Raw genomic sequence first — 17,656 nt, 5'->3', positions numbered from 1 at the left:
ATGCTTGTTAGAACAATTCTGCTTCGGATAGTTTTCTACCCTCTTTATCTTTGGGGCTTAACAACATCTCACTCGCATCTATGGGCCACTCTATACCCAATTCGGAGTCATCATATCTTATTGAAGCCTCAGACTGTGGAGCATATACATTATCCACTTTATATGTAAAAATCGCTTCATCACTAAGAACAAGAAAGCCATGTGCAAAACCACGAGGAATGAAAAGTTGTCTCTTATTCTCATCACTGAGTTCAACCATTACGTGCTTACCGAACGTTGGGGAACTCTTACGTATATCAACGGCAACATCTACAACAACACCCTTAATTACACGTACAAGTTTGGCTTGTGACAAACTCCCTTTCTGATAATGCAGACCACGAAGAACGCCACGTGAAGATTTTGACTCGTTGTCTTGGATAAAATGAACTTTTCCGACATTCGCTTCAAACTCTTCTTGCTTGAATGCTTCAAAGAAATAACCGCGAGAATCCTCAAAAACACTTGGTTCGATTATGAATACACCGTCAATGTCTGTTTTTAAATAGTTCATTATTTTAATAGTATGATGTTTCTTTTATTTGATGCAAAATTAAGAATAATATTCCGATTGACGAAAGTATTTTGACTGTTTTTTTTTATTAACCACCTTTTTCTTTGAAATCTCGTAAAAAGTCACTAATTTTGCAAACGTGAATAGTTTGGAAAGACATATCGAAATTTTGCTCTTGAGCAATGATTGCGTCATGGTGCCGGGATTAGGTGGCTTCATGACTCATCATGTTTGTGCAAAATATAACGATAAGGACTACCTCTTGATTCCACCATTGCGTACTCTTGGATTCAATCCAAAGTTAAAGGCAAACGATAACCTGCTCGCACAATCTTACGTAGAAGCATTCGATATAAGTTTTCCCGAAGCAATGCAGAGAATTGAAGACGAAGTCGGTGAACTTCATGAAAGACTTCTCAATGATGGTATTTATACCTTTAATGGTATAGGTACTTTATCTGTAAATAATGAAGGGAATATAGAGTTCATGCCTATCAAGGCTGGTCTGCTAACACCGGAACTATATGCTTTTGATGCATTACCAATCAAAATGCTGACAGATTTGCCTAATACCAAAACATTGAAAGTTGAAGAAGCAAATAAAGAAACTGCAAAGGCAAACGTCATTGAATTAAAGCCGGACGACAACGTTCCTGTATTTGACAAAGACAGCAAAGATGATGCAATCAAGATAAAAGTAAGTGTCATACGAAATGTTGCGGCAGTAATTATTGCATTGTTGGGATTCTTTCTGTTCACTTCACCTCTTGCCACCGGCAATTTAGAAATGGGGATGGTGAATATAAATACCGATATGCTCTACCAAATTATGCCGAAAGTGATTGTTTCGGAAGGTTCTAAAACCACAAAACCTATAATAAAAAAAGAGGAAACAGAACATTCTCCTAAATCAATTGAAGTAAAGAATAAGGAGACTAAACAAGATTTAAAAGTGGCTGAAACCAAAAATGTATATTGCATTGTAATGGCAAGCCAAATATCACAAACCAATGGTGAGACTTTTCTTAACACAGTCCATAAAGAAGGTTTTACTTCTGCAAAGATGATTGCGAACAAGAATAGTCGTAAAATTGTATATGGAGAATTCACGTCGGAAGCCAAAGCCCATGAAGAATTGAAAAAACTTCATACCAACAAATTCTTCAAGCAGGCATGGGTTTATGAGATTAAACAATAAATAGTTTTTATTATATTATGAAGCGAGTAAGATGCCCGAAATGTGATAATTTCATCACGTTTGACGAGACTCGATATAAAGAAGGACAATCACTTATTTTCGTGTGTCCGGAATGTAACAAACAATTCGGAATCAGAATTGGTATTAGTAAATTACGTGACAGACAAAAAGAAGAAAACCCCGAAGACTTGGTTGGAAATAATGACATTGGTGCCATCGTTGTAATTGAAAACGTATTCCATTACAAACAGATAATACCATTAAGAATGGGAGACAACGTTATAGGACGTTACCAAAAGGGAAAACCTATCAATACTCCTATCGAAACTGTTGACCCGAGTGTTGACAATACTCACTGCATAATTAATGTATCCCGTGACAAACATGGGAAACTTAAATACGTGTTGAGAGACGGGCCAAGCAATACCGGGACATTCGTAGATAATGAAATTCTCGGCGACAAGGAGAAAAGGATTATCGAGGATGGTGCATTATTCACTCTCGGTGCAACAAGCATATTGCTGAGAGGAGGAAAATAAGTCAATTACAACATCATATAAAAGTAACACGGGGCACGCCTGAAACCATGACGTGCCTTTATATATCAAGTACAAGATTTGCCACTAAGATAACAATTGCGCTTATATATTTTGCTTAAGTTTGTTTTAGTCAAGAACTACATACTTTCGCTATCAAAGTTAAGCGGAAGTATATCTTTTATGCTTTCTATAACATAGATATTGTTTTCTCCATATAAATAGAGCCGAATTTGCTGCTTATGCAGGTTTTCCACTTCAAGAATCACCTGTCTGCAAGAGCCGCATGGAGCGGTAGACTCTGCCATAAACCCATTCTCGTTACGTGCCGCTATTGCAAGATGAGTAATAGGTTGGTCGGGATATTGCGTCATGGCTGCAAAAATAGCACTCCTTTCGGCACACATCGTAACCGAGAACGCTGCATTCTCTTGGTTGGCACCAATGATTTCAGTCCCGTCACCAAGCCTTATTGCCGCCCCAACCTTAAAATGTGAATATGGAGAATAAGAATTATCTGTGGCTTTTTTTGCCATTTCGATTAATCTTTGTTCGTCAGAGGCCAATTCTGACATCTTGCAAACCTTTATCCTACTCTCTATCTTAATTTCTTTCATATATTTATAATGTTATTTATTTCATTTTTCCTATTTACTCTTTCCGGAACTCATAACATCCGATGTCCGGTTTCTCATCGCGAGGATTTCCGTCACGATCTTTCTTTGTTGCAAATGATACATTAGAAGCATCAATGGCTTTAGATCTTTCTGACAAATGAAAGTCATAATGCTGAGTGTTTATATCCACAAGTTTAAAGTTCTTTTCTCCTCCCGAAACTGTATCTTCAACATTTTCCCATATTATGTCAACAAAATATTTAGCCGTCTCCTCATCTTTAATTTCAGGTGTTCGCAATATGCAATTTGTGAACATATAATTGAACGTATTCTCGGTTTTATCGTATTCACCCTTTAGCACATCTTCTGCATATCCTGTCACAATACTATTCACGCATTGCATGCTATGAAGCGGGAGAGATTTCTTTTCGAGAATATTTGCAAACCTAAGAGCTGCTCCTCTTCTTTTAGAATCGAAAGGATAGAATTGGGCAAGCGTCGAATTAGCAACGTTAGCATTGCCTCCGAAAATAGCAACACAGTCTTTCTGCGTATTTGTTATTTGTGAATTATTTATATTTATGCTACTGTATATTGATTTCACGCCATATCCTTGACAGTTATGGATTATTGAGTTTTCAATATCAAGTTTTGTTTTTGAAATATCGCTCGAATCACACACTATGGCATCCATTGTGCTGTGAATGTCAGCATACTCTATCTTATTTTCATACGATGTTTCCAGAAAGTGTATGCCCTTCCACTGACCGCTTACGAGGTCGTATGGTAGATAGTCGAACATATTATCGAGTCGTGCACCTCTCAGCGTAACATTCTTTTCCGGTGTACCTTTCAATATCAATGTCCCTGCAACTTCAATGCCTGCATTACTGTTGAAATAGACAGTCTGTCCTGCTTCTATTGTCAGGACGGCTCCTTTTTCTACTTTAATCATTCCGTTTACAAGAATTGGAGACTTGCTTTCAAGTACTGTATTTTCAGAAACAACAAGATTGTTCACTTCTTCTGCATCCCATGAATAGGCATCAAGCAATACTTCCTGAACGTTTCCGCTTTCAAGAGTAAAAAGCAATTTATCTTGAAGTCTACGAGGCTCAAGAAGTCCGTTTTGGGGTGATGTTAACTCAACGAAAACCCTTATACTGTCATTATTTCTTATTTCCACGTTCTGAGTCATATACCCGGTAGAGGAACTAAGATATATTCCATCTACATTTACACGATAGCCGGTTTGATTTCCATTCAGCAACCTGATATTGTTACACCTCAAACCATTACCAGACTTATTGTAAACCCACATGGTACGTGTACTTGACGGCACCTTTGAAAATATGGTGTCGAAACTGATTGTATCGGTGGAAAAAGTCAATTTCAATGATGGCGATGAAGAAAAGTTTTCATCGCTGCATGCGGTAATACCCATCAGGACTACTGCAACCAATATTATATATTTGTATATTTTCATCATTATATATAACGTTGCCGACATTGATTTATTGTAAATCAGTAGTTTTATGAACAGATATTCTAAGTTTGTGAAATACCAATTAGAAATATTATCATACGAAATATTCCTATTTGTAATTTGGGCGAATTTGCTGAGCAATTTGGGCGAATTTGCTGAGCAATTTGGGCGAGATTGATTTGCAAATTCGCCCAAATTGGCAACCAATCTCGCCTAAATTGATGGATGGAATAATAATATCGGTCAATAACATTTCCAATAACTGATTGTTTATTAACCATATATGTTCCAATATCTATTATTTTTGAGGTTTTATTTTGGAAAGATTATTGATTATCGGGAAAAAATATTATCTTTGTCCATTGTAAGTTAGGATTAATTATAACAACAAGAATGAAAATAGAAATTAATCGGTATTATAAAAGTAAATAAATCTTAAGGATATGGCACGAGCAACAACAAAAGAAGATTTAATAACGTCTGCAAACGAAAAGTTTGATAAGATGTGGAAACTTATTGATAATATGAGCGAAGAACAGCAGAATGCAACATTTGCCGAAGAAATGGCTACAATGGGCAAAGAGGCACATTGGAGCAGAGATAAGAATATGCGAGATGTTCTTGTGCATTTGTATGAGTGGCATCAGTTGTTATGGACCTGGATAAAAGTAAATCGTGATGGAGAACAAAAGCCTTTCTTACCTAAACCGTATAATTGGAAAACTTATCCGGCTATGAATGTGGAATTTTGGAAGAAACACAGGGAAACACCATTGGATGAAGCAAAGATTATGTTGAGAGAAAGCCATCAAAAAGTAATGAAACAGATAGATACGTTCTCTAATGACGAACTTTTTGCCAAAGGATATTTTGATTGGACGGGAACAACAACTCTCGGTGCTTACTGTATTTCTGCAACAGCAAGTCATTATGATTGGGCTATAAAAAAGATAAGAGTGCATATTAAGACTAATAAGAATTCACTTTCGTGATATAAAATGACCTGTCAAAAAAAAGAGATGAACTCCGAAAGTCAATTGAAACTTTCGGAGTTCATCTCTTTTATTGATACATTCTCGTTATATTAAATACAACGAAAACGTGTTGTTATTCATCAATCTTTCTCAAGAAGGAGTTTCATCATCTCGCACGCAGCCTTTGCAACAGAAGTTCCCGGACCGAAAACCGCAGCCACACCGGCCTTGTAGAGATAGTCATAATCTTGTGCGGGAATCACTCCACCGGCAATGACCATAATGTCATCACGACCATGTTTGTGCAACTCCTCAATGAGTTGAGGTATCAATGTCTTATGACCTGCTGCCAAAGAAGATGCTCCAACGATGTGTACGTCATTTTCAATCGCTTCGCGTGCCGCTTCTGCCGGAGTTTGGAACAATGGTCCCATGTCAACATCGAAACCGCAATCGGCATATCCCGTTGCTACAACCTTTGCACCGCGGTCATGCCCGTCCTGTCCCATCTTTGCTACAAAGATACGCGGACGACGACCTTCTTTTTTTGCAAACTCATCTGTCAACTCACAGGCTTTATCAAAGTCTGAGTCGTTCTTGCTTTCACTACTATACACGCCTGAAATAGTTCTAATAACTGCTTTATAACGACCTACGATTTTCTCGCAGGCATCACTTATCTCACCAAGAGTACAACGCAACTGTGCTGCCTTTACTGCAAGCGCCAAAAGGTTGTTCTCGCTCTTACGTCCTTCTGCAAAGTCGCGAACACATTCTGTAATCTCCTTCAATGCAGCCTGACATGCTTCTTCGTCGCGAGAGGCACGTACTTGCTTAAGACTTTCTTCCTGCTGCTTGCGCACGGCGGTGTTGTCAACCTCAAGAATATCTATCGGGTCTTCGTGTTCAAGACGGTACTTGTTGGTACCAACGATTGTCTGCACACCGGAGTCTATACGTGCCTGAGTACGTGCGGCAGCCTCCTCGATACGCATCTTTGGCACACCGGTTTCGATAGCCTTTGCCATACCGCCGAGCTTCTCAATCTCCTGAATATGTCCCCATGCCTTGTGAACGAGTTCGTTGGTAAGAGTCTCTACATAGTATGAACCTGCCCAAGGGTCTATTTCCTTACAAACCTTGGTCTCGTTCTGAATGTATATCTGAGTGTTACGTGCAATACGAGCAGAGAAATCGGTAGGCAGAGCAATCGCCTCATCAAGCGCATTGGTGTGCAGTGACTGTGTATGTCCGAGTACGGCGGCCATAGCCTCCACACATGTACGTCCGACATTGTTGAACGGATCTTGCTCGGTAAGCGACCAACCTGAAGTCTGTGAGTGAGTACGCAGAGCCATAGACTTAGGATCCTTTGCACCGAAACTCTTAACAATCTTCGCCCACAACAGCCGACCTGCACGCATCTTTGCAATCTCCATGAAATGATTCATACCAATAGCCCAGAAGAATGACAGACGCGGAGCAAACTTATCGACAGGAATACCGGCATCAACACCGGTGCGGAGATAGTCCATACCATCTGCCAAGGTGTATGCGAGTTCAATATCTGCTGTTGCTCCGGCCTCCTGCATGTGGTAGCCTGAAATAGAGATAGAGTTGAACTTAGGCATGTTCTGCGATGTATATTCGAATATGTCGGCAATAATCTTCATTGAGAAGGCCGGCGGGTATATATATGTATTACGCACCATGAACTCCTTCAGGATGTCATTCTGAATAGTACCTGCCATCTCTTCCAACTTCGCTCCTTGCTCCAGTCCTGCTACGATGTAGAATGACAGAATAGGAAGCACGGCACCATTCATTGTCATTGACACCGACATCTTGTTGAGAGGGATTCCGGAGAAAAGCACTTTCATGTTTTCCTCGTTACAGATACTCACACCTGCTTTACCAACATCACCAACAACACGAGGATTGTCGGGGTCATAACCACGGTGGGTGGGAAGGTCGAAAGCAACTGACAGACCTTTCTGACCACTGGCAAGGTTACGACGATAGAAAGCATTTGATTCCTCTGCAGTAGAGAATCCGGCATACTGTCGAATAGTCCACGGGCGGAATGGGTACATCATTGAGTAAGGACCGCGAAGGAAAGGAGGAAGACCTGCAACAAAATCCAAGTGTTCCATACCTTCAAGGTCTTCTTTAGTATATACAGGACGAACCTCTATATGTTCCGGAGTCTTCCAGTTATATCCAATGCCGTTGTCCTCTATCCATTTGGCACCATCTTTAGCCTTGATGCCAGCGTATATATCTACATTATTAAATTGTTTACGCATAATTCAAGTTCTCCTACGATTTAAATGCCAAGTTTCTGATTATATTCTTTCATTGTTTCAAGTACGTTGCAACGAACATGTACGAAATTCTCGATGCCCGCAGCCTTAAGATCCTCCATACAAGCAGGAGCACCGGCAACAACAAACATTGCACGACCGTCAAGATACTTGAATGCCGGTATTGCATATTCGGCATACTCGTCATCAGAAGAGCATATTACGACGATGTCTGCACCGGCCTTAAGGGCTGCGTCAACACCTTCTTCAACAGTCTTAAAGCCTAAGTTGTCAACAACTTTATATCCTGCTGTGGCAAGGAAGTTGCAAGAGAACTGAGCACGAGCCTGACGCATTGCAAGATTACCGATAGTAAGCATGAATGCCATAGGTACGCGGGTCTCCTCTGTATGAATACGGAGATTCTCGAAATCGGCAGAAAGACGAGTGCTTTCTATGGCCTTGAATGCTGTCTTATGATGTTCTTCGCCTGTATGTCCGCAACAACCACATTCGCATGAGACCTCTCTCTTTCCCTCACTCTTCTCGGTGAAGTTAGGGAACTGGTTTGTTCCGAGCAAGAACTCCTTACGCTTAGCGGCATCATCATGACGCTTGTTGTTTGTAGCATTAATGTCTCCCTGTATCGTTCCGGCCTTCACAGACGCGAGGAAACCACCTTCTTCCTCAACCTTGAGGAATAATTTCCAGCCTTCAACGGCGAGAGATTCCGTGAGGTGTTCAATGTAATAAGAACCTGCACCAGGGTCAACAACTTTATCGAAATGACTCTCTTCCTTAATAAGGAGTTGCTGGTTGCGCGCTATACGCTCAGAGAATTCTGTCGGTTCTTCGTAAATAACGTTGAACGGAGTTACCACCATGGAATGTACCCCCCCAAGTGCGGCACTCATTGCCTCGGTCTGAGAGCGCAGCAAGTTTACATAACTGTCGAACAATGTTTGGTTATACATTGATGTAACAGCATGTACACACATCTTGCAAGAGTTTTCGTCCTTAGGCTCATATTGCTTAACTATCTGTGCCCATAACATACGTGCCGCACGGAACTTGGCAAGTTCCATGAAGTAGTTTTCACTGACACCCATGTTGAACTTAATCTTTGAAGCAGCGAGGTCAACATCAACTCCTGCATCAACAAGTTGCTGCAGATATTCGTTACCCCAAGAGAGAGCATATCCGAGTTCCTGTACGATATAAGCACCGGCATTGTTCAGTTCAACGCTATTAACTGTAATGCAACGGAATTTAGGATAATCTTTCAGTTTTTCAACGAGTTGTGATGCCAAAGAAAGTACCGGAGTAACATCTTTTCCTTTCATTACCATCTTCTTCATCGGATCCCAATTGATAGAACCAACAACAAGATTCTTGTCGTAACCATGCTTTTCAAAATAAGCCACGAGGATGTCCGCAAGTTCAAGAGCCTTACGCTGACATGTAGAGAAATTAACTTCTACTACATCGCAACGTATATCATTGAGCAATTCTTCGATAAACTCTGCACTTACAAGTTTGCTTGGAACCTTGAATCCGATAGAATCAATACCCTTGTTGAGGATATCAAGAGCCTTGGCATTTGCCTCTTTGGCATCATTGGCTATAATGTCCTGACGAACATACCACGCATTGTCCTTTTTCTTATTTCCTCGCAAGAAAGGGAATTCTCCCGGCAAAGCATCGGGTGTCCTCATCTTCAGCACGTCCTCACGGCGATAGAAAGGCTGTACATTAAAACCTTCATTGGTTCTCCATACCAAACGTTTGTTGAAGTCTGCACCTTTTAGGTCAACCTGAATCTTGTCAAGCCACTCTTGAGTGGTAGGTACCTCAAATTCGGTAAAGAGTTTTTCCTTGATGATTGACATAGTGTTTGTATTATTAATATAAGTTTAAAAATAAAAATTTGATTCCATAAGTAAAATAATTATATCGCTGCAAAGGTATAATTTTTTTATGACATACCATAAAAAAACAAGGAAAAAATGGATATATATGCCATCTGTTTGAAATTATTTGAAAAAACATTAGGAAATTAACATTGCATAAACCCTTTGTCGACGTACTTCGCCGACACACGGAACAACTTAATATCAATGAGTATGGTAATTTATGTCCTCTGCATATTTCTCACATAATCGGTATTTTATAGCCTCGCAAGAAACTTTTGTCTATCTACTATGAAACGTAGGTGTGTACCCTCGCCGAGAAGGGTTTCTCCACAATATGCAGATATTTTAAAAAAGATTTTCTTTCCATCCACCTTGGTAACTTCTGCCGTTGCCATAACCTTCTCCCCTATCTTTGTGGGTGCCAGATGAGACGACTCAATATGTCCGCCGACGGTTGTCATTCCTTCTTCCAACGAATCCTTAACCGCAAGCATTGCAGCATTCTCCATCAGTGCCATCATCATCGGTGTTGCAAGTACCGGCATATCTCCGGATCCGACATTTTCTGCCGAAAGTGAGTCTTTCACTATTATTTCACTTGTGTGTTTCTGACCTGTTTCTATCATTTGTTTAAATATTTTTATTGTGATTAAAGTTCCATGGCAACATACATTTCTGCGAAGTAAAGGCCATCTCTGTCATAAACAACAAGACTTTTTTCTCTCACTTCATCAATATTCATAATGTATGATTCCTTACCCTTTTCATCTGTATCATAATCTGTCACATTATGCTTGAAACCCGCTTCTTTAGCCTTATTCAAAATAGCATCACGCATCTTCTTGTCTGCGAAAACGAATGTATATGTATTAACGTACATACTCTCAGCTATAACTCCTACCGCATTCGAATCCTTTGAAATGAACTTGTCATCTTTATATTCCATCCCCTTTCCGTAAACATCTTTATATCCCGTCTTTTTCATACCAGCCATTTCATGAATGAACTGAAATGTTTTTGAATGCAATTCTTCAAGACCTATCTTTCGCAGTTCTGCCAAAGCATTCTTCCTTTTCATGTCATAAGCAATGGCACTCGCCTTTTCATAGTTTATGGAAAAAGGCTTTTGTTCAGGCTTTTTCTCTACTTTCTGCACATTCTGTGTCAAAGAGTCGTTGGTTTTGTTTTCTTTCTTGTTAAAAGGTAAACAACTCGACAACAGCAACATTCCTGTAAAACCTATTACCACATAGTTCAAAATCAGTTTCATTCTTTTCATAACAATCAATGTTTTTAGATTAAATAAGTTTTGTAATTTAATGTTTGGTCTATTATTTTATCGTCTTCTCAATTCCCAAAATGCAACTGCTGCAGCGGCAGCAACATTTAGTGAATCAACATTATGAGACATTGGTATGCGCACAACAAAATCGGCATTACGTATGGTTTCTTTCGGAAGTCCATCTCCCTCGGTTCCCACAACAACAGCCAAGCGTTCCACTGCGTTCAGCAACGGAGAGTCTATCGATATAGAATCGTCACTTAATGCCAATGCTGCAGTACGGAATCCAAGATTCTTCAGTGTCTCAAGACTTACGTCTATCCATGTCCACGGCACAAGAAACACCGCTCCCATCGACACTCTCACGGCACGCCGATTGAGTGGATCGCATGAGTTTTTGGTAAGCAATACGGCATCAATACCCAACGCTGCGGCCGAACGGAAAATTGCACCGATATTTGTGGTGTCAACAACACCAGCAATAACAACAACCCGCTTTGCTCCTTCTGTCACTTCACCTACACTCTTTTCCACAGGTCGATGCATTGCACACAGCACACCACGAGTCAATGTGTAACCGGTAATATCTGCCAACAATTCGCGTTCGCCTGTATATACAGGAATATCGCCAACTCGTTCTATAATTTCACGAGTATCACCTTCTATATGTTTCCGTTCGCACAACATCGCAAGAGGCTCATATCCGGCATCAAGTGCCACCTTTATCACCTTCGGACTTTCTGCGATGAAGATACCTTTGGCCGGCTCCAACCTGTTTCTCATTTGTGCTTCTGTTAGTGAACAGAAAACCTCAACGCCTTTATGTTGTAATGAGTCAATATCTATTATCGGCATGACTTTAAATATAACATAACTGCAAAGTTAATCTTTTTATTTCATTTTACAATCGAAATTTGTAACTTTGCACTCTGATTCTTCTACTTTTTAAGTAATTACAATTATGACAATGAACGAAAACCGCATATCAAGCACACAAAACCCGAAGATAAAACATCTTCAACTTCTCCGTCAGAAATCGTCTGAAAGGCGCAATACCGGAATGTTCGTGGTAGAAGGCAAACGTGAGTTACAGCATTGCATTGATGCGGGATTAAATATTTCTTCAGTATTTATATGCATGGAATTATATGGAGACGAGTATCCTACTATATGCAATAAAACGTTTGAGGTATCAAGAGAAGTATACGAAAAGATTGCTTACCGTGGAAGTACAGAAGGCATAATTGCCGAAGTAGAGTCGCAACAGCATTCTCTTTCAGACCTCACACTTGGCGATAATCCCCTCATTGTTGTTCTTGAAAGCGTTGAAAAACCGGGTAATCTTGGTGCGGTGCTTAGAAGTGCGGATGCCGCAGGTGCGGATGCCGTTATTGTCTGCGACCCTCTGACCGACCTATATAATCCTAATCTTATACGTAGCAGTATCGGTGCGATATTCACAGTGCCTTGTGTGGCATGCGAAACGAGTGAGTGTATAGCATTCTTGAAGCAGAAATGCATAAGCATATTGACTGCACAACTTCAAGATTCTCATCTTTATTACGAAACCGACATGCGTCGCGCCACGGCAATAGTCATGGGAACAGAGGCTACCGGACTGACCGATGAATGGCGAAAAGCAGCCGATGCTCATATTCGTATTCCCATGCTCGGCAACCTCGACTCTCTGAATGTGTCGGTAAGTGCGTCAATACTGCTCTACGAAGCCGTAAGACAAAGGATTTCTACTTGAAAACAAGCCTGACCAATAGGAAATTAACAGGAACGGCAATACAATATACCGGAACTGGAGCATAGTTCTCGTTTATACCGATCCATAGGAATATCTGTAACAATGAAGTTTGCAAGAAGAAATTAACTGTATGTGCAGCGATGAACCCCACACCTTTCTTAGCCGTGGCATTTTTCTTGAATGTGAATCGGGCTGTCATGAAGAAATTTGCAATGAAACTCAAAACATAACCGACAGCAAATGCCACAACGTGTATAATCCATTGCTTTAGCAGAAGATATATGGCATAATGAATAATTGTGGCAACCACACCTACGATACAGAAACGCACCACCTCACCTATGGTTTTCTTTTCTATCTTCCTCATTTCTATATTATACTTGGTTTTTAACACCACGATACCATAATTCATCACCGATTATTTCAAGTGGCATTGGTATGTTATCGCTGAATAATTGTCCGGTTCCGAGTCCTTGCGGCATTGTTATATGCGAACCATAAACAGAAGCACACAGATGGGCAATGGCGTTAAGTCCGACATTACTTTCAAGTGCACTCGTTATCCATGAACCTACACCGAGCGCGCGAGATATTTCAACCCATTCACGCGTTCCTGCCATTCCTCCATGCAACGACGGTTTCAACACGAGATATTGCGGACGCACATATTCAATCAGTTTTTTCTTTTCTTCGCCACCATTTATACCAATCAACTCTTCATCGAGTGCTATTGGTAACGGAGTTTCTCTACAAAGCCTTGCAAGTTCTTCCGTATTACCCTGTTTTATAGGCTGTTCTATTGAATGTATGTCAAAGCGTGACAGTTGCTCCATAAGCTTCAAAGCCTCGGTATGCTTGAAAGCACCGTTGGCATCAACACGCAGTTCAACATAGTCCTTAGAAAAACGCTTACGGATAAGACGCAACAATTCTAATTCATCTTCGAAATCTATCGCACCAATCTTTATCTTCACGCACCTGAAACCACAACGCAGTTTTTCTTCCATGCGTGGAAGCATCTCGTCGAACGTACCCATCCATACCAGTCCATTTATGGGTATTCCTTCTTTTCCTTCGGCAAAAAGAGTGTCAGAAAGTTTTGTTCCTCGTCGTTGCAGGGAAAGCATCGCGGTCTCAAGTCCGAAAAGCATAGACGGATATTGTTTCAATTCATCGTATGGGATTATTCCTTCATGGCAAAGTTTTTCGGCAAAACCGCATAAAAACTTCTCATATTCGGGTATGTCATCACACGAAAGGTCGGGAAGAGGAGCACATTCCCCTACCCCGACATTTCTGTTTTCGTCTGTCAAAGAAACAAACCAAGAGCGACGCTCGCGATAAACACCGCGTGAAGTCCCTGCCGGTTGCAGGAAGTGCAGCACGCGCTCTTTTATACTTACTTCATATTTCATGGAAAGTATGGATATTGGTCAAAGTTTGGTTTGCGTTTTTCAAGGAACGCCTTACCACCCTCCTGTGCTTCATCCATTGTATAATATAGCATCGTGGCATCACCGGCAAGTTCCTGAATACCGGCCTGACCATCAAGTTCGGCATTCAGTCCGGCCTTTATCATGCGCAAGGCAAGAGGAGAACGTTCCATCATTGTCTCTGCCCATTCCACACAAGTGTCTTCCAAACGGTCGAGTGGTACCACCTTGTTCACAAGTCCCATGCGTTCTGCTTCATTCGCATCGTACTGCCGACAAAGGAACCATATCTCACGAGCCTTCTTCTGTCCCACGATTCTTGCAAGATAACTTGAACCGAAACCTGCATCAAACGAACCGACCTTTGGACCGGTCTGCCCGAATATTGCATTCTCCGAGGCTATTGTAAGGTCACAAACCACGTGCAGCACATGTCCTCCACCGATAGCATATCCGTTAACCATTGCTATGACCGGTTTTGGCAAACGTCGTATCTGCATCTGAACATCAAGAACGCTGAGACGCGGCATGCCCTGCTCGTCTATATATCCACCGTGCCCTTTTACGTGAATGTCACCTCCCGAACAGAATGCCTTGTCGCCGGCACCTGTCAATATTACCACACGAATATCAGATGACTCGCGACAGTAACTGAACGCTTGTGACAATTCCAATGTTGTCAAAGGAGTGAATGCGTTGCGATAACGCTCACGGTTAATGGTTATCTTTGCGATGTGATTGTAACTCTCAAAAAGAATTTCCTTAAACTCTTTTATTACTTTCCATTCTCTTTTCATGATACTTCTTTATTTATAACTTATAATCGGTTGTAACTACTAATCAGAATAGTGATAATGAAAGATCCTCTGTTTTTACCGGTTCCTTATCTTCTTCATCATCGCAGAACATCAGCAACAGTTGCTGAGACTGCGCCGAATTGGGATTGAGCCTATAGTGCCCTCTATGTCCAACGCCCACCAGCAATGCCTCAGAACCTTTTGAGTTACGGCGTACGAACAGCTGCACATATCTATACACATCGTCAAAAGTCACAGGCTCAAAAAAAGAATGTGACGCATTGAACACATGTCGTGCCAGTTTTTTCACACTTATGCCATTCTCGCCGGCCTCGGCAAGCACCTTTATTATTGAATTATCGTGATTGTTTCTCATTGTAATTAACAAAAAGAACCGGAATGCAATAATGCATCCGGCTCTTCCTAATATCTGAAAAAGATTATCTTGTATGTCTTTAAGCAAGAACAATCTTGTTGTTCTCGTCTTTCACCTTACCTTCTTTGAGCAGCCATCCAAGACCAAGGAGAACTTCCTCCTTACTTATCTTTGCCGTCTTTTCTATCTCAGCAACGGTGAGAGCCTTTGCCTCTGATGCAAGTGCCTGATAAACATCGCCAGCCTTGAACCCTACGTTTTCTGCATTTATTGCGACTTCAGACTTCTTTGCTACCACTTTCTTAACAGTTTCTTTCTTTGATGCCGCAGCCTTCTTTGCTGTTGTTGGTGCCGCAGCCTTGGTTGTTTTCTTTTCTGCCATATTTGTTTTGAAATAATTTAAAATCCTGACCGTATATTTCTTTACCTTAAATAGTATGCCTTTTCAAGTGCAAAATTAATACTATCGTTATAAATTATCACCTTTTATAGCAGATTTTCAACAATTTAAATTATTTTCTTGACTTATGTCAAAAGAATCGGAAACGGTTAATCTTTAAGGTTTAGTACGAGATTTAATTCTTCAAGTTGTTTCGGATCTAATGAGCCGGGAGCATCGAGCATCACGTCGCGTCCGCTGTTGTTCTTCGGGAACGCTATGCAGTCACGAATGCTGTCAAGACCTGCCATGATGCTAACGAAACGATCAAGACCGAAAGCAAGTCCGGCATGAGGCGGCGCACCATACTTGAATGCATTGATTAGGAAACCGAACTGTGCCATTGCTTTCTCCTGCGTGAAACCAAGAATTTGAAACATCTTCTCCTGAAGTTTACCGTCATGGATGCGAAGCGAACCTCCACCCAATTCCACACCATTGCAAACAAAGTCGTATGCCTTGGCACGTACACGTTCAGGGTGTTCGTCAAGAAGAGGAATATCTTCCGGATTTGGCATAGTGAACGGATGATGGGTTGCCATCAGTCGCTCTTCTTCATCACTCCATTCAAAAAGTGGGAAATCTACAATCCAAAGACACTCGAACTTGTTCTTATCGCGCAGTCCGAGACGGTCGCCCATCTCAAGACGTAGAGAACAAAGTTGTCCGCGTGTCTTATTGGCATTGTCTCCGCTTAATATGAGCACAAGGTCACCATCGTTTGCGCCCATCTTTTCCTTCAATGTCTGCCATACCTCCGACGAATAGAATTTGTCTATACTGCTCTTGACTGTACCATCGGTATTGAACTTGACATATACAAGTCCTTTCGCACCAACCTGCTGCGACTTTACAAAGTCTGTAAGTTGGTCAAGTTGTTTTCTCGTATATTCCGCACATCCCGGCACACAGATTCCTCCAATATATTTTGCGGTATCGAATACTGTGAACGTACCTGTTCCTTGTAGCACATCCATAAGTTCTACGAACTCCATCCCGAAACGCAAGTCCGGTTTGTCAGAACCGAAACGACGCATTGCGTCATGCCAGGCCAGTTGCTGGAGTTTTGCCGGCAACTCTACGTTGAGCACCTCCTTGAACAAGTGGCGGCACATATCTTCAAACAGATTCAGCACGTCGTCCTGATCGACAAACGACATCTCGCAGTCTATCTGTGTGAACTCCGGTTGGCGGTCGGCACGTAAGTCCTCGTCACGGAAACACTTTGCAATCTGGAAATAACGGTCGAATCCGCTCACCATAAGCAACTGTTTCAACGTTTGCGGACTCTGTGGCAAAGCATAGAATTGTCCGGGATTCATTCTCGAAGGTACAACAAAGTCACGCGCTCCTTCAGGTGTAGAACCTATAAGAATTGGTGTCTCTACCTCTATAAACTGCTTGGAGTCAAGGAAATTACGTATTAGGATAGTTATCCTGTGGCGCAACTCCATGTTTTTCCTTACCGAAGCACGACGAAGGTCAAGATAACGATATTTCATTCTTATGTCATCACCACCGTCAGTATTATCTTCGATTGTGAACGGTGGCGTAATGCTTTCGCTCAAGATGTTCAACTCCTTGGCAAGAATTTCAATATCTCCGGTAGGCATCTTGTCGTTCTTGCTCTGTCGTTCGCTCACGACACCTTTTATCTGAATACAATACTCTCGTCCCAACTTATTGGCAACGGCACAAAGAGCCGCATCTGCCGACTCGTCAAAAACAATCTGCGTTATGCCATATCGGTCGCGAATATCAACGAAAGTCATACCTCCCATCTTTCTTACACGCTGTACCCAGCCGGCAAGTGTCACATTCTTACCGACATCTGCAAGTCGCAACTCTCCACATGTGTTTGTCCTATACATTTGATTTCTAATAAAAAAATTTGATTGCAAAGGTAGTAATTTATAATAAAAGCACAAAATTTTATGTGTTTTTATCCCGACGAAATATTAAATAATGATAATTATTCACACCAATTTGATAACGT

The 17,656-nt window shown here is 41.2% G+C and carries 18 protein-coding genes; 4 read left to right on the top strand and 14 right to left on the bottom strand.

Annotation, left to right across the window (positions count from 1 at the left end; genetic code table 11):
• Nucleotides 1-7 precede the first annotated feature (7 nt).
• Complete coding sequence (rfbC, locus tag EHV08_RS03580) at nucleotides 8-553, bottom strand: dTDP-4-dehydrorhamnose 3,5-epimerase (protein WP_126678047.1); 546 nt, start codon at nucleotides 551-553, stop codon at nucleotides 8-10.
• Between the two features lie 148 nt (nucleotides 554-701).
• Between rfbC and EHV08_RS03575 the strand changes: the two genes are divergently transcribed.
• Entirely contained in the window at nucleotides 702-1,751 is a 1,050-nt protein-coding gene (locus EHV08_RS03575) for an HU domain-containing protein (RefSeq protein ID WP_126678045.1), read from the top strand.
• 17 nt (nucleotides 1,752-1,768) lie between these two features.
• Nucleotides 1,769-2,290: an FHA domain-containing protein gene (locus EHV08_RS03570; RefSeq protein WP_126678043.1), complete on the top strand. Its 522-nt coding sequence runs from the start codon at nucleotides 1,769-1,771 to the stop codon at nucleotides 2,288-2,290.
• A 137-nt stretch (nucleotides 2,291-2,427) separates the two neighbouring features.
• Here EHV08_RS03570 and cdd read toward each other — a convergent pair whose 3' ends face one another.
• Both cdd and EHV08_RS03560 read right to left on the bottom strand, forming a co-directional pair.
• Nucleotides 2,428-2,904, bottom strand: coding sequence for a cytidine deaminase (cdd, locus tag EHV08_RS03565; RefSeq protein WP_126678041.1), 477 nt, complete (start codon nucleotides 2,902-2,904; stop codon nucleotides 2,428-2,430).
• Nucleotides 2,905-2,938: 34 nt separating this feature from the next.
• Nucleotides 2,939-4,393, bottom strand: coding sequence for a right-handed parallel beta-helix repeat-containing protein (locus EHV08_RS03560; protein ID WP_126678039.1), 1,455 nt, complete (start codon nucleotides 4,391-4,393; stop codon nucleotides 2,939-2,941).
• A 440-nt stretch (nucleotides 4,394-4,833) separates the two neighbouring features.
• Between EHV08_RS03560 and EHV08_RS03555 the strand changes: the two genes are divergently transcribed.
• Nucleotides 4,834-5,382, top strand: coding sequence for a ClbS/DfsB family four-helix bundle protein (locus EHV08_RS03555; RefSeq protein ID WP_126678037.1), 549 nt, complete (start codon nucleotides 4,834-4,836; stop codon nucleotides 5,380-5,382).
• Between the two features lie 122 nt (nucleotides 5,383-5,504).
• Here EHV08_RS03555 and scpA read toward each other — a convergent pair whose 3' ends face one another.
• From scpA to EHV08_RS03530, 5 genes are all read right to left on the bottom strand, one after another.
• Nucleotides 5,505-7,670, bottom strand: coding sequence for a methylmalonyl-CoA mutase (gene scpA / locus EHV08_RS03550; protein ID WP_126678035.1), 2,166 nt, complete (start codon nucleotides 7,668-7,670; stop codon nucleotides 5,505-5,507).
• 20 nt (nucleotides 7,671-7,690) lie between these two features.
• A complete protein-coding gene (mutA, locus tag EHV08_RS03545; protein ID WP_126678033.1) occupies nucleotides 7,691-9,556 on the bottom strand; it encodes a methylmalonyl-CoA mutase small subunit in 1,866 nt (621 codons plus the stop codon).
• Nucleotides 9,557-9,834: 278 nt separating this feature from the next.
• Nucleotides 9,835-10,206, bottom strand: coding sequence for a thioesterase family protein (locus EHV08_RS03540; protein ID WP_203227047.1), 372 nt, complete (start codon nucleotides 10,204-10,206; stop codon nucleotides 9,835-9,837).
• A gap of 23 nt (nucleotides 10,207-10,229) precedes the next feature.
• Entirely contained in the window at nucleotides 10,230-10,850 is a 621-nt protein-coding gene (locus tag EHV08_RS03535; RefSeq protein WP_126678031.1) for a hypothetical protein, read from the bottom strand.
• A 66-nt stretch (nucleotides 10,851-10,916) separates the two neighbouring features.
• Complete coding sequence (locus EHV08_RS03530; protein WP_126678029.1) at nucleotides 10,917-11,717, bottom strand: TrmH family RNA methyltransferase; 801 nt, start codon at nucleotides 11,715-11,717, stop codon at nucleotides 10,917-10,919.
• 106 nt (nucleotides 11,718-11,823) lie between these two features.
• Here EHV08_RS03530 and EHV08_RS03525 point away from each other — a divergent pair, with 106 nt between their 5' ends.
• Nucleotides 11,824-12,615 carry a TrmH family RNA methyltransferase gene (locus EHV08_RS03525; RefSeq protein WP_238987999.1) on the top strand — a complete coding sequence of 264 codons (792 nt, stop codon included), beginning with the start codon at nucleotides 11,824-11,826 and terminating at the stop codon, nucleotides 12,613-12,615.
• Here the strand turns inward: EHV08_RS03525 and EHV08_RS03520 are convergent.
• From EHV08_RS03520 to aspS, 6 genes are all read right to left on the bottom strand, one after another.
• Nucleotides 12,608-12,982 (bottom strand): GtrA family protein, encoded by a 375-nt coding sequence (locus EHV08_RS03520; protein ID WP_203227046.1) that lies wholly within the window; start codon nucleotides 12,980-12,982, stop codon nucleotides 12,608-12,610. The two genes, EHV08_RS03525 and EHV08_RS03520, sit on opposite strands and share 8 nt — an antisense overlap.
• Nucleotides 12,983-12,989: 7 nt before the next feature.
• Nucleotides 12,990-14,030: an o-succinylbenzoate synthase gene (gene menC, locus EHV08_RS03515; protein WP_126678027.1), complete on the bottom strand. Its 1,041-nt coding sequence runs from the start codon at nucleotides 14,028-14,030 to the stop codon at nucleotides 12,990-12,992.
• The gene (gene menB, locus EHV08_RS03510; protein WP_126678025.1) at nucleotides 14,027-14,848 is read right to left on the bottom strand and encodes a 1,4-dihydroxy-2-naphthoyl-CoA synthase; all 822 of its coding nucleotides are present in this window, start codon (nucleotides 14,846-14,848) and stop codon (nucleotides 14,027-14,029) included. Before menB ends, menC begins: the two co-directional genes overlap by 4 nt.
• 40 nt (nucleotides 14,849-14,888) lie before the next feature.
• Nucleotides 14,889-15,221, bottom strand: a complete 333-nt coding sequence (locus EHV08_RS03505) for a hypothetical protein (RefSeq protein WP_126678024.1) — start codon at nucleotides 15,219-15,221, stop codon at nucleotides 14,889-14,891.
• Between the two features lie 79 nt (nucleotides 15,222-15,300).
• Nucleotides 15,301-15,603 carry a winged helix-turn-helix domain-containing protein gene (locus EHV08_RS03500; protein ID WP_126678022.1) on the bottom strand — a complete coding sequence of 101 codons (303 nt, stop codon included), beginning with the start codon at nucleotides 15,601-15,603 and terminating at the stop codon, nucleotides 15,301-15,303.
• Nucleotides 15,604-15,770: 167 nt separating this feature from the next.
• The gene (gene aspS / locus EHV08_RS03495) at nucleotides 15,771-17,531 is read right to left on the bottom strand and encodes an aspartate--tRNA ligase (protein ID WP_126678021.1); all 1,761 of its coding nucleotides are present in this window, start codon (nucleotides 17,529-17,531) and stop codon (nucleotides 15,771-15,773) included.
• Nucleotides 17,532-17,656: the final 125 nt, after the last annotated feature.

The sequence above is a fragment of the Prevotella koreensis genome (assembly GCF_003977605.1).
Classification (GTDB): domain Bacteria; phylum Bacteroidota; class Bacteroidia; order Bacteroidales; family Bacteroidaceae; genus Prevotella; species Prevotella koreensis.
This window is presented reverse-complemented; position numbering and strand designations above follow the sequence as displayed.

Bases quoted from the DNA above. Each gene is read 5' to 3' on its own strand.
- EHV08_RS03500 (WP_126678022.1), bottom strand. From the start codon at position 15,603: ATGGCAGAAAAGAAAACAACCAAGGCTGCGGCACCAACAACAGCAAAG.
- EHV08_RS03530 (WP_126678029.1), bottom strand. From the start codon at position 11,717: ATGCCGATAATAGATATTGACTCATTACAACATAAAGGCGTTGAGGTT.
- cdd (WP_126678041.1), bottom strand. From the start codon at position 2,904: ATGAAAGAAATTAAGATAGAGAGTAGGATAAAGGTTTGCAAGATGTCA.
- EHV08_RS03540 (WP_203227047.1), bottom strand. From the start codon at position 10,206: ATGATAGAAACAGGTCAGAAACACACAAGTGAAATAATAGTGAAAGAC.
- EHV08_RS03520 (WP_203227046.1), bottom strand. From the start codon at position 12,982: ATGAGGAAGATAGAAAAGAAAACCATAGGTGAGGTGGTGCGTTTCTGT.
- EHV08_RS03535 (WP_126678031.1), bottom strand. From the start codon at position 10,850: ATGAAACTGATTTTGAACTATGTGGTAATAGGTTTTACAGGAATGTTG.
- EHV08_RS03570 (WP_126678043.1), top strand. From the start codon at position 1,769: ATGAAGCGAGTAAGATGCCCGAAATGTGATAATTTCATCACGTTTGAC.
- scpA (WP_126678035.1), bottom strand. From the start codon at position 7,670: ATGCGTAAACAATTTAATAATGTAGATATATACGCTGGCATCAAGGCT.
- mutA (WP_126678033.1), bottom strand. From the start codon at position 9,556: ATGTCAATCATCAAGGAAAAACTCTTTACCGAATTTGAGGTACCTACC.
- rfbC (WP_126678047.1), bottom strand. From the start codon at position 553: ATGAACTATTTAAAAACAGACATTGACGGTGTATTCATAATCGAACCA.
- menC (WP_126678027.1), bottom strand. From the start codon at position 14,030: ATGAAATATGAAGTAAGTATAAAAGAGCGCGTGCTGCACTTCCTGCAA.
- EHV08_RS03525 (WP_238987999.1), top strand. From the start codon at position 11,824: ATGACAATGAACGAAAACCGCATATCAAGCACACAAAACCCGAAGATA.
- aspS (WP_126678021.1), bottom strand. From the start codon at position 17,531: ATGTATAGGACAAACACATGTGGAGAGTTGCGACTTGCAGATGTCGGT.
- EHV08_RS03560 (WP_126678039.1), bottom strand. From the start codon at position 4,393: ATGATGAAAATATACAAATATATAATATTGGTTGCAGTAGTCCTGATG.
- EHV08_RS03505 (WP_126678024.1), bottom strand. From the start codon at position 15,221: ATGAGAAACAATCACGATAATTCAATAATAAAGGTGCTTGCCGAGGCC.
- EHV08_RS03555 (WP_126678037.1), top strand. From the start codon at position 4,834: ATGGCACGAGCAACAACAAAAGAAGATTTAATAACGTCTGCAAACGAA.